At 46.8% G+C, this 13,570-nt stretch carries 14 protein-coding genes; 3 read left to right on the top strand and 11 right to left on the bottom strand.

Annotated elements, in window-relative coordinates:
- Positions 1-50: 50 nt before the first annotated feature.
- The 9 genes from AB1S55_RS05800 to nrdR form a co-directional block, all read right to left on the bottom strand.
- Complete coding sequence (locus tag AB1S55_RS05800) at positions 51-674, bottom strand: TIGR02281 family clan AA aspartic protease (RefSeq protein WP_370980849.1); 624 nt, start codon at positions 672-674, stop codon at positions 51-53.
- A 55-nt stretch (positions 675-729) separates the two neighbouring features.
- Positions 730-1,239 (bottom strand): phosphatidylglycerophosphatase A, encoded by a 510-nt coding sequence (locus AB1S55_RS05795; protein ID WP_370980848.1) that lies wholly within the window; start codon positions 1,237-1,239, stop codon positions 730-732.
- Positions 1,239-2,192, bottom strand: coding sequence for a thiamine-phosphate kinase (gene thiL / locus AB1S55_RS05790; protein WP_370980847.1), 954 nt, complete (start codon positions 2,190-2,192; stop codon positions 1,239-1,241). Before thiL ends, AB1S55_RS05795 begins: the two co-directional genes overlap by 1 nt.
- A 2-nt stretch (positions 2,193-2,194) precedes the next feature.
- The gene (gene nusB / locus AB1S55_RS05785; RefSeq protein WP_370980846.1) at positions 2,195-2,635 is read right to left on the bottom strand and encodes a transcription antitermination factor NusB; all 441 of its coding nucleotides are present in this window, start codon (positions 2,633-2,635) and stop codon (positions 2,195-2,197) included.
- 10 nt (positions 2,636-2,645) lie between these two features.
- Positions 2,646-3,113 (bottom strand): 6,7-dimethyl-8-ribityllumazine synthase, encoded by a 468-nt coding sequence (gene ribE, locus AB1S55_RS05780; RefSeq protein WP_370980845.1) that lies wholly within the window; start codon positions 3,111-3,113, stop codon positions 2,646-2,648.
- A gap of 56 nt (positions 3,114-3,169) precedes the next feature.
- Positions 3,170-4,282 carry a bifunctional 3,4-dihydroxy-2-butanone-4-phosphate synthase/GTP cyclohydrolase II gene (gene ribBA, locus AB1S55_RS05775; RefSeq protein ID WP_370981576.1) on the bottom strand — a complete coding sequence of 371 codons (1,113 nt, stop codon included), beginning with the start codon at positions 4,280-4,282 and terminating at the stop codon, positions 3,170-3,172.
- 25 nt (positions 4,283-4,307) lie between these two features.
- Complete coding sequence (locus AB1S55_RS05770; RefSeq protein WP_370980844.1) at positions 4,308-4,970, bottom strand: riboflavin synthase; 663 nt, start codon at positions 4,968-4,970, stop codon at positions 4,308-4,310.
- A gap of 88 nt (positions 4,971-5,058) precedes the next feature.
- Positions 5,059-6,138, bottom strand: coding sequence for a bifunctional diaminohydroxyphosphoribosylaminopyrimidine deaminase/5-amino-6-(5-phosphoribosylamino)uracil reductase RibD (gene ribD, locus AB1S55_RS05765; RefSeq protein ID WP_370981575.1), 1,080 nt, complete (start codon positions 6,136-6,138; stop codon positions 5,059-5,061).
- Positions 6,134-6,601: a transcriptional regulator NrdR gene (gene nrdR, locus AB1S55_RS05760; protein ID WP_370980843.1), complete on the bottom strand. Its 468-nt coding sequence runs from the start codon at positions 6,599-6,601 to the stop codon at positions 6,134-6,136. Before nrdR ends, ribD begins: the two co-directional genes overlap by 5 nt.
- Positions 6,602-6,728: 127 nt before the next feature.
- Between nrdR and AB1S55_RS05755 the strand changes: the two genes are divergently transcribed.
- Positions 6,729-8,660 (top strand): YfiR/HmsC family protein, encoded by a 1,932-nt coding sequence (locus AB1S55_RS05755; protein ID WP_370980842.1) that lies wholly within the window; start codon positions 6,729-6,731, stop codon positions 8,658-8,660.
- Here AB1S55_RS05755 and AB1S55_RS05750 read toward each other — a convergent pair.
- Both AB1S55_RS05750 and AB1S55_RS05745 read right to left on the bottom strand, forming a co-directional pair.
- Positions 8,657-8,944 carry a hypothetical protein gene (locus AB1S55_RS05750; protein WP_370980841.1) on the bottom strand — a complete coding sequence of 96 codons (288 nt, stop codon included), beginning with the start codon at positions 8,942-8,944 and terminating at the stop codon, positions 8,657-8,659. The two genes, AB1S55_RS05755 and AB1S55_RS05750, sit on opposite strands and share 4 nt — an antisense overlap.
- Before the next feature lie 3 nt (positions 8,945-8,947).
- Positions 8,948-10,717, bottom strand: a complete 1,770-nt coding sequence (locus AB1S55_RS05745; RefSeq protein WP_370980839.1) for a GspE/PulE family protein — start codon at positions 10,715-10,717, stop codon at positions 8,948-8,950.
- Positions 10,718-10,948: 231 nt separating this feature from the next.
- Here AB1S55_RS05745 and argE point away from each other — a divergent pair, with 231 nt between their 5' ends.
- Both argE and argA read left to right on the top strand, forming a co-directional pair.
- Positions 10,949-12,091, top strand: coding sequence for an acetylornithine deacetylase (argE, locus tag AB1S55_RS05740; RefSeq protein ID WP_370980838.1), 1,143 nt, complete (start codon positions 10,949-10,951; stop codon positions 12,089-12,091).
- 69 nt (positions 12,092-12,160) lie between these two features.
- On the top strand, positions 12,161-13,513 hold the full coding sequence (gene argA, locus AB1S55_RS05735) for an amino-acid N-acetyltransferase (protein WP_370980837.1): 1,353 nt from the start codon (positions 12,161-12,163) through the stop codon (positions 13,511-13,513).
- Positions 13,514-13,570: the final 57 nt, after the last annotated feature.

The following is a 13,570-nucleotide window of genomic DNA, read 5'->3' as shown; positions in this document are numbered from 1 at the left end:
TCATAGACTGCAAATAAAAAGGCACTAACACCAACAAAACTCAACCGTCATTAACGGCTCTGCAGAATCAACACGCCCTGCTCAACCTTCATATCTACCTGCGACAAAAAGCTATTACCTAATAATACATGCCGAGGAAAATCGCCCTCAAATACTGCGGCTCTTACCTGCTTCACAACAATACCTCCCACACTGACAGAGGCTAAATTCAGCTCATATGCGTTGGTATTACCTTGAGCAGTAGAAATTCGTATTTGTGGGGCATCTTTATAGCGCAAACCAAGGCTTTCAGCGATATGAGAGTTCATCGCCACAATACTTGCTCCGGTATCCACCATAAAGGGCACATTACGCCCCTTAATAAAGGCCGAACCAAAATAATGGCCATTGTCTTTACTGCTTAAACGTACAACGGTCGCCGCTACCTGACTATAGCTGCCTCCGATCTGCTGGCTCAATAATAACTCGCGCTCTTGACCATCAAGCAGAATCAGTGCGCGCTCTGTATCAGCACTAATGAGAGTAACGCCCTCATCAGAACTCTGACCAACTTTTAATACTTGTTGACGACCATTGATAGTGAGAACAGCGCGGCCATCCATTAAGCCTTTCGCGATCACTTCAATGTCAGCAAAGCTTGGTACTGCGATTAGCAACAAAGAGAGAAAAGTCACTATGACAGCTCGAAGATAAGCAAATATCATTGTGATCCTCTCACAATACAGCCAGTTAAAAGAAGCCTGAAGAGACATGTGCGTAATGAAGGCCTTGCAAGCATAAAAAGGCCATTAAACCCGCAGCAATATCATCGATCATAATACCCGAACCGCCTTTAACGTGGCGGTCTAACCAAGAAATGGGCCAGGGTTTAAGCATGTCAAAAAAGCGAAACAGTACAAAGCCAATAAGCAGCCACAACCAGCCTGTTGGTGCAGCAAACATCGTTAACCAAAAACCGACAAACTCATCCCAAACAATACCGCCGTGATCATGCACACCAAGCTTATCCGCAGCATAAGAACACAAATAATTACCTACAAGCCAAGTGACAACAATAACCGCTGCATACGCCCATAGAGGCAAACTTTGCATCAACAAATAAAATGGCACTGCGGCCAAAGTACCAAAAGTGCCGGGCATAACTCGAGCCAAACCCGAACCAAAACCAAAGGCCAGCAACATACGCCAGTCGCTAAATACTTGTTTGGCAGGTGGCATTTTAGGGCGTTGATAAGCCATTAGAAGTGATTAAATCCAGCTTTTTTAAATTGAAACGGTGAGCGTGAAGAAGCTTCAATAATACCTTCACCGGCAATAATTTCACCGATACAACTCACATCAATTAAACGATTGCGTGCAGCTTGCTTAAGTTTTTCAGCTTCATCACCAGAAACCGTAAAACACAATTGATAGTCGTCGCCACCGGTTAAAGCCCACTCCAAAGCCTGACGAGTTGGCACCGAGGCAAGTAATGCCGCCGATAAAGGAATACGCGCACTATCAACCACAGCACACACACCACTGGCTTTACAGATATGTTCAAGATCAGCTAATAAACCATCACTAACATCAATACAGGCGCTAGCTTTATCGCGTAATTGCTGGCCGAGACTCAAGCGAGGTTCGGGTTTCCAATAGGCTTTTTTAAGCTGGTGGGCGCTTTGCTCATCGGTTTTTAACTTCCCTAATAAGCACTGTAAACCGCCTACAGAGTCACCGAGACTGCCAGTAACAAACAGTTGATCACCAACATTGGCACCACTGCGTAACAAGGCTTTGCCGGTAGGGGTAGCCCCCATTACCTGCACACTGATACATAAAGGCCCCTTGGTGGTATCTCCCCCAACCAATTTCACACCATAGCTTTCAGCAACCGCATACAGGCCCTTGCTAAACAATTCTAACCAAGGCACATCAACATGGGGCATAGTCAACGCCAGAGTAAACCACAGCGGCTCAGCTCCCATTGCTGCTAAATCACTTAAAGCCGTACGCAATGCTCGAGAAGCAACAAGCTCGGGGCGCGCTTCAGCGGGAAAGTGCCGACCAGCTACCACAGTATCAACACTGCAAAGCAGCCCCTGGCCTAGAGGAGGAAGAAGCACAGCGCAGTCATCACCAACACCCGTTGCCACAGAATCTGCGGCCTCATGTTGGCTAAAAAACTCTCGAATTAACGCAAACTCATCCACGCTTATTTTGCTGCGCCGATTTCGGCAGCTCTCAGTCGAGGTGCCACTTTATCAAGCACACCATTAATAAATTTATGGCTATCGGCCGCACCGTATTTTTTGGTCAAGTTAATCGCTTCGTTGATAACCACTCGGTAGGGCACATCAATACGTTCTTTGAGCTCCCAAGTTGCCATACGCAAAATAGCCAAGGTAATTGGGTCAACCTGATCAAGCCTTAAGCCCACTAAAAACGGCTTAAAGAGCTCATCTATTTCACTTTTACTTTTAGCAACGCCATGGAAAATAGCCGAATAATAATCGGTATCGACTTTATCCATATCATTTTCAACATGGCACTCAGCCTCGATCACATGCAAAGCGTTATCAGTCATTTGCCACTGATAAAGAGATTGCATGGCTATACGTCGTGCGCGCCCGCGCGCAGCAGCACTTACTTTCATTATGTTACTCTTAAATGTTTTTAAGCAGGGAAACCATTTCCAAAGCTGTTGTAGCAGCTTCAGCGCCCTTGTTACCGGCTTTTGTTCCGCTGCGCTCGATAGCTTGCTCGATGCTATCTACAGTCAAAACGCCAAAAGTAATGGTAATACCTGCATTTAAACCAACCTGAGCCAAGCCTTTAGTACATTCGCCCGCAACATAATCAAAGTGAGGCGTACCACCACGAATAACTGCGCCCAAAGCAATAATGGCATCGTACTTTTTGGTTTCTGCCAGCTTTTGCGCCGCTAGAGGAAATTCAAACGCACCCGGGGCGTAAACAATTTCAATATCACTGTCGGCAATGCCATGACGGCGCAAGGTATCAATGGCACCTTCTTTTAAATGCTCTACAACAAAGCTGTTCCAACGGCTTACTAGCAATGCGTATTTGCCACTGCAATTTTGAAAATTTCCTTCGATGGTGGTGATAGCCATAGTCATCTCTTGTTAAGTTAATTCTTGTTTCACTTGCCGTAAGTGCAAGTTTAGCCCTATTGATCGTTGCGAATATATTCAACAACTTCTAAGTCAAAACCACTTAGCGCTTTAAACTTAAACGGTGCGCTCAATAAACGCATCTTGCGGACATTTAGATCCTGTAAGATCTGAGACCCCGTACCCACTTGTTTGTAGGCTTCGTCTTGCTTGGGACGCACCTGCTTGCCACTTAGCAACCAGTCTATACCCTCTTCAATTTCTTCTGTCGTTTCGGAATGACAAATGTAGACAGCAACCCCACTGCCTTCTTCTGCAATACGCTTAAGTGCAGCGTGAAAATCCCAACTCTGATAGTTTTCACCAGCAGGACGAATAGTCAGCACATCTCGAATCGTGTTACCAACATGTACTCGTACCAAGGCCGCTTCATCTCCCCCTACGTCCCCCTTGATTAAGGCAAAATGACGCTCGTTCAAAGCCTTGTTTAAATAGGTCTTTAGGGTGAACTCACCGTAGGCCGTTTGCACTTGACGCTCATTAATACACTCTATTGTGCGTTCATTCACGGCACGATAAGCAATTAAGTCGGCGATAGTGCCAATTTTTATACCGTGCTGTTTAGCAAAAGCTTCCAGCTCTGGACGGCGCGCCATAGTACCGTCTTCATTCATAATTTCCACAATTACTGACGCTGGCTCATAACCCGCTAAACGGGCAAGATCACAACCGGCCTCCGTATGGCCAGCTCGACTCATCACGCCGCCTGGCTGACACATCAGCGGAAAGATGTGGCCCGGTTGCACAATATCTTGGGGCTTAGCATCTTTAACAACCGCAGCACGAACGGTTCGAGCGCGATCCGCTGCACTGATGCCCGTAGTGACGCCTTCAGCAGCTTCGATAGAGAGGGTAAAGTTCGTTGCATGCACACTGTGGTTTTCTCTGACCATCAGCGGTAAATCAAGCTGAGTACAGCGCTCGGGCGTCAGTGTTAAACAGATCAGGCCACGCGCATGGGTTGCCATAAAGTTAATATCTTCGGGCCGACACTGCTCAGCGGCCATCACTAGATCACCTTCGTTTTCGCGATCTTCATCATCCATCAGGATAACCATCTTACCCTGACGAATATCGTCGATAATATCTTCTATTCTATCTAGTTCCATTTCCAATGGGGCCTCTTAGCTGCGACTAACGCAAATAACCGTTTTCGGCGAGAAAACTTTCTGTGAGTTTAGCCTCGCTACTAGCGTCTGCTGCTTTATCTCCCAATAGCAAGCGCTCTAAATAGCGAGAAATAACGTCTACCTCCAAATTCACCGTGCTACCTGAGTGGTAGCCACCAATAATGGTGTGTTGGATAGTATGGGGCACGATATTCAACTCAAATTCGGCACCATTAACCTTGTTTACCGTCAAGCTTGTGCCATCAACTGTAATTGAGCCTTTGTGAGCGATATACCGAGCAAGCTCAGCTGGAGCACGCAAAACAAAACGCTCGGAGCGGGCGTCACTGTGGCGGCTAACAACCTCACCAAGACCGTCAACATGGCCACTAACGATGTGCCCTCCCAAGCGGCTTTGGGGCATCAAGGCCTTCTCTAGATTAACGCTATCGCCAAGCTTTAGGCCGCCAATAGTGGTTAAATCTAAGGTTTCGATACTGACATCCGCGACAAAGGATTGCCCAGGCAAAGCCACGGCAGTTAGGCAGACACCATTGGTGGCAATACTGTCACCCAGTTGCACATCGGCCCAATCGAGCTCTGGCGCTTCAATATGCAAACGCAAATCGCCACCTTGACGCTCTGCACTTTTAACCTTTCCTACAGCTTCAATAATTCCGGTAAACATTGTTAAACTCAATATTGGCTTAGGCTTGGGGCCTAATTGTTTATCACATATAGAACCTGTCTTAGGCTCACAAACAATGATAACTACACTAGCTATCGGGATCAGGCATTGCAGTAACCCGCCAGTCATAACCGACTGCACGAATGTCTTTTATCACCAAGGGCAAGTTACCACTCATGGTTGAAACGGGGAGTTCAAACAAGGGGCGAGCACTCGAACCCAATAACTTGGGTGCGATATAGATAACAAACTCATCTACCAGAGCCTCCCCCACAAAGGAGCCAGCCAGCTCGGCCCCGGTTTCGACCAGCAACTCGTTACACTGTTCTTGCGCCAAACGTTCAACTAGTGCTCGTAAATCTACTCGGCCATTACGCTCAGGTAAACGCCAAAACTCACGTTTATCATTCTCTGCAATGTCTGCACTTTCTAGGCAGGCAATGATTGTGCGACCTTGCTTCTCAAAGATTTGTGCTCGACGCGGGCAACGAGCGTGAGAATCAACAATGACACGCAGCGGCTGCCGATCATCATCACTCAAACGCACAGTCAAAGAGGGGTCATCATGCTCCACCGAGCCAACACCAGTAATTAATGCGCAGCTGCGTGCTCTGAGTTTTTGGACGTCGTCACGTGCAGCCGGCGCAGTAATCCACTTGCTTTCTCCACTGGCCATTGCCGTACGTGCATCCAAGCTCATCGCGCTTTTAATTCGAATATAAGGCAAACCGGATTCCATGCGCTTTATAAAGCCAGGATTTAAAGCTCGCGCCTCATCCTCAAGCACAGGGCCATCAACGTCGATACCCGCCGCTTTAAGCCGAGCAATACCTTCACCTCCAACCTCTGGATTTGGGTCTTGCATCGCATAGACAACACGGCTAACACCAGCGTCAATAAGAGCGTCAGCGCACGGGCCAGTTCGGCCATGATGACTGCAAGGCTCCAAGGTCACATAGGCACAAGAACCACGTGCTTGCTCACCGACTTGTTGCAAAGCTGCCGCTTCAGCATGGGCTTCACCCGCCTTCACGTGCCAGGCTTCAGCAATGACTAAGCCATCCTTTAACAGGAGGCAGCCAACCCTTGGATTTGGTGCCGTGCTATTCAAGCCATGCTGAGCAAGCTCAATGGCTCGCTGCATATAACGTCTATCGTCAGTGCTAATCACTCCCTTTACCCCCACCTTGTAAACGGTCGATCTCTTGCTGAAACTCGCTCAGATCTTGGAAGCTTCGATAAACAGAAGCAAAACGAACATAGGCCACTTGGTCGAGCTTGCGCAGCTGTTCCATCACCATTTCACCGACCTGTCTAGAGTCAAGTTCGCGCTCCCCCATTGCCTGTAAGGCGTGTTTGATATGGGCAATGGCCGTTTCTATTTGCTCTACACTCACTGGACGTTTTTCCAGCGCGCGCTGCATGCCCGCTCGCAATTTGTTTTCATCAAAAGGCTGACGTGAACCGTCATGTTTGATCAGCCGAGGCATTAATAACTCGGCGGCTTCAAAGGTAGTGAAACGCTCGTGACAATCAACACATTCACGGCGGCGACGCACTTGCGCACCATCACTGACTAGGCGGGAATCAATCACCTTGGTGTCATTGGCGCTGCAGAAAGGACAATGCATGTCTAACTCGAATAACTACAGGTTGTTTGGCGCGCGATTCTAGCACACGGAGGCCCTAGAGGCTCACTTCTGTATTCAGGTCTACACTTTAACTAGCCATAAATCTATTGCAGGACGCAGTGCAAAGATGCCCCGCCAATTGACATACCCCTTCTTCGCATCCAGTACACGCAGCCTATGGCTAGCTGGATGCATACTGCTGTGCCTGCTAATCAGTACCAGTGTTTACGCCTCCAGTAGCAGTGCTGAGCTGCAAACGCTAAAAACCGCACTTGTTTATAAAATACTCGAACAAATAGATTGGCCCGATAACAGCAAAAAACTTAAGTTGGCGCATATTGCTTTAAGTGAGGATGAAATACGTATCTTAGAGCGCTTAGAAGGCAAAAAAGTCAATGGCCGCAGCATTGAACTCAAAGAGCTGAAAGATCTAAATCAAAGCCAAGGTCAACACGCCTTAATACTTGGCTCTGAATACAATAACAAACTTGCTGGAATCAGTGTCGATATGCAAAAACAGGGGGTTTTACTTATCACTGATGCCGCTCAGCAAAGCAACCTCATTATGATCAACTTTTATTATCCAGAAGACGGCCGTGTGAATTTTGAGCTCAACCGCTATCAAATCATCAGTGCCGGCCTAGGGCTCAGCAACGATGTGTTACTACTAGGCGGCTCAGAAGTGGACATAGCTCAAGCACTAACCGAGCTTAACCATACCCTAAGGCGCCAACTCAAAGACATTGAAACCGATAGGAAACAACTAACAACACTGAAGCAAGAGATGAAATCTAGCCTCAGTTTACTAAAAAGCCAACAACAAAAAGTCAAAGACACCGAGCTCCGCTTCAACACTCTTAAAAGCGAACATCAAGCGCTACTTAGCAGTTTAGAAGATAGCCGCTCTCAACTTCAAAACAACAACAACATTCTAAATAATCAACGCAGCGAACTGGCCGACAAAGAGAGCTCTATTGCGACACTAAATAAGCTAATCGCAGAAAACAAAGCCATGCTCACAGAACAAACAGAAAGGCTAGAGCAACAACGGCAGAGCTTAAGCATGCAAGAAGAAGAACTAGACTCCCAACTAACCGAATTAAAAACCCAGGGTTCCACAATACGCCGGCAATATATTTTATTAATTAGCGCAGGCTTTGCGTTAATGCTGATTGCCATTAGTTTTTTTGCCCTTTACCGAAGTAATATCGCACGGCGATTGGCTTATGCAAAGCTGGAGCAAAATAAAATAGAAATCGAGCACACTCTTGAACAACTTAAACAAGCTCAAACGCAACTTGTACAATCTGAAAAGATGGCTGCACTAGGCTCACTGGTTGCAGGTGTTGCGCATGAGATTAACACCCCACTGGGAGTGGGCGTTACTGCCGCTAGCCACCTTGCCGACAGTGTAGATAGCTTTAAAAAACTCTACAGCGAAGGAGCTCTCAAGCGCTCTGATTTTGACAATTTTATTGAACAAAATAGTGATGCCTGTGAACTACTGCAAAAGAACTTAAATCGTGCCTCTACTCTAATTAAAAACTTCAAACAAGTTGCCGCCGACCAAAGTAGCGAAGAGCGCAGAATTTTCAACCTACACGATTATTGTAAAGAGACTTGGGATACGCTCTATCACCACACAAAACAAAAACACATAAAACTGCTGCTAAATATCAAATTCGACCTAGAGCTTGATTCTTACCCAGGTTTATTTAGCCAAATTTTCACCAACTTATTTATGAACAGCGCCATTCACGCTTTTGCCGATAAAACTGATGCTGAGATCTCGATTACAGCCACACTGTCAAACAACGCTATTGAAATACATTATAGGGACAACGGCTCTGGCATTAGCGAACAAGCCCGCGAAAAAATATTTGATCCTTTTTTCACAACTAAACGAGCGCAGGGTGGTACAGGCTTAGGAGCTCACATCTGTTTTAACTTAGTGCAAAAGCTAGGAGGCGAGATCAAGTGCTTAGCCGCCCAACAGGGGGCTCACTTTGAAATACACTTGCCACTTAAAGCGCCAGATCTATCGAGTAAAATAAGCTAATCAAGCTCACGGCTTTTATTCCAAACCTTTAACACAACTAACAAAGTGACAAACGCAGCCATTCCCACAACGCGAAGCACCTTCTCGTTTAACCCCATTAGCTCATTAAAAAAACCAATATTAGCTAGAGAAAAAGCAGCTCCTAAAGCGATCAGAAACAAAAACTGGCTCAGCCCTGCCAACAGTAAACGGCGGGGCATAGGCATCGCCGCTTTTTCATAAAAGCGGGAGATATACATGGCACTAACTAAAACAAGTAGCCCATAAACTAAGTTCAAACTCATAAACTAGGCCTTCTCTACCGGCGGCGCAACCCTTAAGACTTCAGACACCGTGGTTAAACCCGAAGCCACTTTCTGAGCACCACTTAAACGCAAGGTGCGCATGCCTTCACGCATTGCGAGCTGCCTTACTTTTTGCATGTCACAATGATCATCAATCAAACTTTGTATCGATTCACTCATACCTAATATTTCGTAGATCCCCTGACGCCCCATGTAGCCCGTATTTCGACAATCTAAGCAGCCGTCTGCCTCATAGGTTACTTTAGGTTTACCCACCTTCCACGGGCTTACCAACTCTTGCCAGTCGTGATCACTGATCTGTACTTCTTTTTTGCAATTAGGGCATAAAGTTCGAACCAAACGCTGCGCCATAACACCAAGCACTGTTGCTTTTAGTAAGTAACTTGGCACCCCCAAATCAAGTAAACGGGTAACCGCAGAGGTCGCATCATTGGTATGCAAGGTGGAAATAACAAGGTGGCCAGTCAGTGCCGCTTGCACAGCCATTCTAGCGGTTTCGACATCTCGAATCTCACCAACCATAATAATATCTGGGTCTTGTCGCATTAAGGTGCGAATGCCAGCAGCAAAATCTAAATCAATATTGTGCTGTACTTGGGTCTGATTAAAGCTCTCCTCGAGCATTTCAATCGGATCTTCAATCGTTGACACATTGACTTCATCTGTCGCAACAGAGCGCAAGGTCGAATAAAGGGTTGTGGTTTTACCTGAACCCGTTGGCCCGGTAACAAGTACGATACCGTGAGGCCTATCAACCATGCCCTTCCAGCGCGCCAAATCATCACCCACCAAACCCAGCTCTTCAAATGAGCGCAAGAGTATCTCAGGGTCAAAAATACGCATGACCATTTTTTCGCCAAAGGCTGTCGGCATGGTCGATAAACGCAATTCAGCCTCAGTGCCATCTGAGCGCACTGTTTTTATTCGGCCGTCTTGAGGTTTGCGTTTTTCAGCCACATTCATACGGCCAAGAATTTTTAAGCGACTGACAATCGCTGTGGCAACAACAGAGGGGAATTCATAAATATTGTGCAATACGCCATCAATACGAAAACGCATGCGACTAATTTCCCGACGCGGTTCAATATGAATATCACTTGCTCGTTGGGCAAAAGCATATTTCAGCAGCCAATCAACAATATTAACAATGTGCTGGTCGTTGGCCTCAGGGTCTTTAAGTGAACCAAGCTCAAGCAGCTGCTCAAAATTACCTGTACCACTGCGACTACCACCATTGTCTTCCGCTCCTGTTACCGAGTGCGCAAGAGAATAAAATTCCACTCGATAGCGCTCAATGTCGGAGGGTAGAGCTACTACTCGCTTTATCGTTTGCCTAACTGTTTGCGCAAGCTGCAACTCCCACTCTTGAGCAAAAGGCTGGGAAACCGCAATCGTGACTGTCTCAGGTGTCGCATCCACAACCAACAAGCCATGAACCTTGGCAAATTTAAAGCTCATAAGGCCAGAGACTTTTGCCACGGGGACCTTCATTGGATCAATATGAAAAAGCGGTAACCTTGCTTTATCGGCAAACCACTGCGCCAGTACCAATTCATCAAGCTTCTTACCTGTATCCCTGGAACTTTCTAAGCTCTGACTGGCGATATAAGTCAATGGGTGCATCGCACTCTGCTCACGGGTACGTGTAGCACCGAGGAGTAAATTGGCATCTTTTTGATGAACTAAGCCATCCTCTACTAGCTCGCGTAAAGTACTGCGTAAGTCCATCAAGCGATCCGGTGCTGCTATCATGCGTTTACCTATTGGCCCAATCAAAATCTAAATTTAAACTCGCAAATTTAGCAAGCTTAAACACGTTCATGTAAGTTTAGCCACTTACGATAACGGAAAAAGTGTTCGCTCTGAAAGAGCAAATATAAAAATGGCGTACTGCGTCGGCGATCTCAAGTAAAGAACTAGTAGCGGTTAACATCGTTTAACTAAATACTAAGCACACGGTTAATTTGGCAAGGACAGTAAAGAATGGAAAAGCTTTTTAAGCAACGACTACATGCTCTCATTGCAGAAGCCTCAGTAAGCTGCACATTGCCCAGCCACGATATGAGCAATCGGCCCATTATTGATATGCTAGCTGGCTGGCTTGAACAAAAAAACTTTACTTGCCGCACTCAAGACATAGACGCAAATAAAGCCAATTTAATTGCCTGCCTAGGCTCGGGCGAAGGTGGCCTTGTTCTAAGCGGCCACAGTGATACCGTGCCCTTTGATGAAAGCAGATGGAACAGTAACCCACTGGCTATTACCGAAAAAGATAATCGCTTTTACGGCTTAGGCACCTGTGATATGAAAGGTTTTTTTGCCGTCATTCTTGCGGCTATTGATGAGCTAAAGCTTGATAGCTCGATGCTAAAAAAGCCCTTGATTGTCCTGGCAACCGCCGATGAAGAGAGCTCGATGAGCGGTGCTCGCGCCTTATGTGCTGCAGATCTACACCATAGCCGCTACGCCATTATCGGTGAACCAACCGGGCTTGTGCCTATTTATATGCATAAGGGTATCGGCATGCAGCGCTTAAACATTAAAGGCCAAGCAGGCCACAGCAGCAACCCCAGCCTAGGTAATAATGCTATTGAAGCCATGCACGCAGCTATTGCTGACTTGCTAGCATTTCGCCGCCAGCTACAAGAGCAACACCAGAACCGAGCCTTTGATATAGCCACACCAACAATGAACCTAGGCTGTATTCACGGAGGAGATAATCCCAACCGTATCTGTGGTAGCTGCCACTTAGACTTCGACCTAAGACCACTACCGGGCATGGAGCTAGATCGTATTCATGGCGAGCTTAATCAGCGCTTACAAGGCATCGCTGACAAACACGGTGTTGAACTCAGCCTAGAAAAACTCTTTGGTGGAGTGGAAGCCTTTGCCCAAGACAAAAACAGTGAGTTAGTCGCATGGGCGCAGGAGCTTAGTGGCCACAATCCACAAACCGTTGCTTTTGCAACCGAGGCCCCTTTTCTGAAAAAACTCGGCATGCAGACGGTGGTACTTGGGCCAGGCAGCATAGACCAAGCTCATCAACCCGATGAGTTTTTAGATTTTGATCAAATCAAACCTGCCGTCGCTATCGTCAAAAGTGCGATCCAACGCTATTGCTTATAAGGGTCGATAGTGCGAAATTAGCACTAACAAACGATAAACTGCGACTACAGCTCAGAGGACGAACTCCGCGTGCAAGAAACAAGTGATATTAATTGGTTAAGGCAAGCCTCCCCCTATATTCACAAACACCGAGGCAAAATTGCCGTGGTTATGCTACCAGGTGAGTTTATTGATGATGGCTGCATAACCCACATCATTGATGACCTTGCCTTACTAACAAGCTTGGGCATGAAGCTTGTCGTTGTTCACGGTGCACGCCCTCAGATTGAAGATACCTTGCAACAGGCCGGTCTAGAAAACGACTATCACAAAGGTTCACGCATTACCTCTCAAGGGCAAATGCTCGAAGTGATTAAAGCTGTTGGCCAAGCGCGCTTAGGACTTGAAGCACAATTCAGCTGTGGCCTTCCCAACTCGGCCATGCACGGGTCACGCTTAAAAGTTCGCAGTGGTAACTTCGTTAGCGCCAAACCCCGCGGCGTTATTGATGGTGTCGATTATCAATTTACAGGTGAAGTGCGCTCGGTGGATGCCGAAGGTATTATCGATGAGATCTGCGATGGAAATATTGTGCTTATTAGCCCTATTGGCTACTCACTAACAGGAGAGCTATTTAATGTCAGCTTCTCGGATGTTGCCGTAGCAGTCTCCAAAGCTATAAGCGCTGACAAATTGATAGCTTATAACGATGACGGCCAAATCCGCGATGCAAATCAAAACTGCTTCCACGAATTAACCCTACTGCAATGTAAAAAGTTCCTAGTTGAAACTCAAAGACACAGTAAAAGCCACAGCTATTTTTCACTTGAAGCCTGCCACCGCGCATGTGATGGCGGTGTACCACGAGCGCACATCATTAGCGCCAAAGAAGATGGCGCGGTCTTAAAAGAGCTTTTCACACGCGACGGCTCTGGCACCATGATCTATCGAGACAGCTACGAGACCATTCGTCGTGCACGCATAGAAGATGTCGCCGGCATACTCAGCCTGATCGAGCCTCTTGAGGCAGAGGGCATCTTAGTGAAACGCTCCAGAGAGCTGCTTGAAACAGAGATCAACTGCTTTACAGTCATGGAAAAAGACAACCTAATTATAGGCTGCGCTGCACTTTACCCTATTACGGGTACAAAGTTCGCCGAGGTGGCTTGTGTTGCCATGCACACTGAATATCGAGGCGGTGGCCGAGCCAGCAAGCTCTTAACTCATGTCGAACGCCAAAGCGCCAGGCTTGGCGCCTCCACACTATTTGTACTCACCACCCAAACAGCTCACTGGTTCCTAGAACAGGGTTTTGTTGAAAGCAGCATAGAATTGCTGCCCTCGGTTCGCCAGCAGCTCTACAATCTGCAACGTAAGAGCAAGATTTTCAGTAAATACATCAACATTAAAGCCACAACTATTGAGCTAAATAGCAGCGACTAAGCAGAGTTGCTCTTTATTGCCTAAACTTTCAGCTGTAGCGGTGTATTTATACCATTA

The organism is Agaribacterium sp. ZY112 (genome assembly GCF_041346925.1).
Taxonomy (GTDB): domain Bacteria; phylum Pseudomonadota; class Gammaproteobacteria; order Pseudomonadales; family Cellvibrionaceae; genus Agaribacterium.
The sequence above is the reverse complement of the archived record's forward strand: the minus strand, read 5'-3'. Positions and strand labels throughout refer to the sequence as shown.

Bases quoted from the DNA above. Each gene is read 5' to 3' on its own strand.
- AB1S55_RS05795 (WP_370980848.1), bottom strand. From the start codon at position 1,239: ATGGCTTATCAACGCCCTAAAATGCCACCTGCCAAACAAGTATTTAGC.
- nusB (WP_370980846.1), bottom strand. From the start codon at position 2,635: ATGAAAGTAAGTGCTGCTGCGCGCGGGCGCGCACGACGTATAGCCATG.
- ribE (WP_370980845.1), bottom strand. From the start codon at position 3,113: ATGGCTATCACCACCATCGAAGGAAATTTTCAAAATTGCAGTGGCAAA.
- ribBA (WP_370981576.1), bottom strand. From the start codon at position 4,282: ATGGAACTAGATAGAATAGAAGATATTATCGACGATATTCGTCAGGGT.
- AB1S55_RS05770 (WP_370980844.1), bottom strand. From the start codon at position 4,970: ATGTTTACCGGAATTATTGAAGCTGTAGGAAAGGTTAAAAGTGCAGAG.
- nrdR (WP_370980843.1), bottom strand. From the start codon at position 6,601: ATGCATTGTCCTTTCTGCAGCGCCAATGACACCAAGGTGATTGATTCC.
- AB1S55_RS05755 (WP_370980842.1), top strand. From the start codon at position 6,729: ATGCCCCGCCAATTGACATACCCCTTCTTCGCATCCAGTACACGCAGC.
- AB1S55_RS05750 (WP_370980841.1), bottom strand. From the start codon at position 8,944: ATGAGTTTGAACTTAGTTTATGGGCTACTTGTTTTAGTTAGTGCCATG.
- AB1S55_RS05745 (WP_370980839.1), bottom strand. From the start codon at position 10,717: ATGATAGCAGCACCGGATCGCTTGATGGACTTACGCAGTACTTTACGC.
- argE (WP_370980838.1), top strand. From the start codon at position 10,949: ATGGAAAAGCTTTTTAAGCAACGACTACATGCTCTCATTGCAGAAGCC.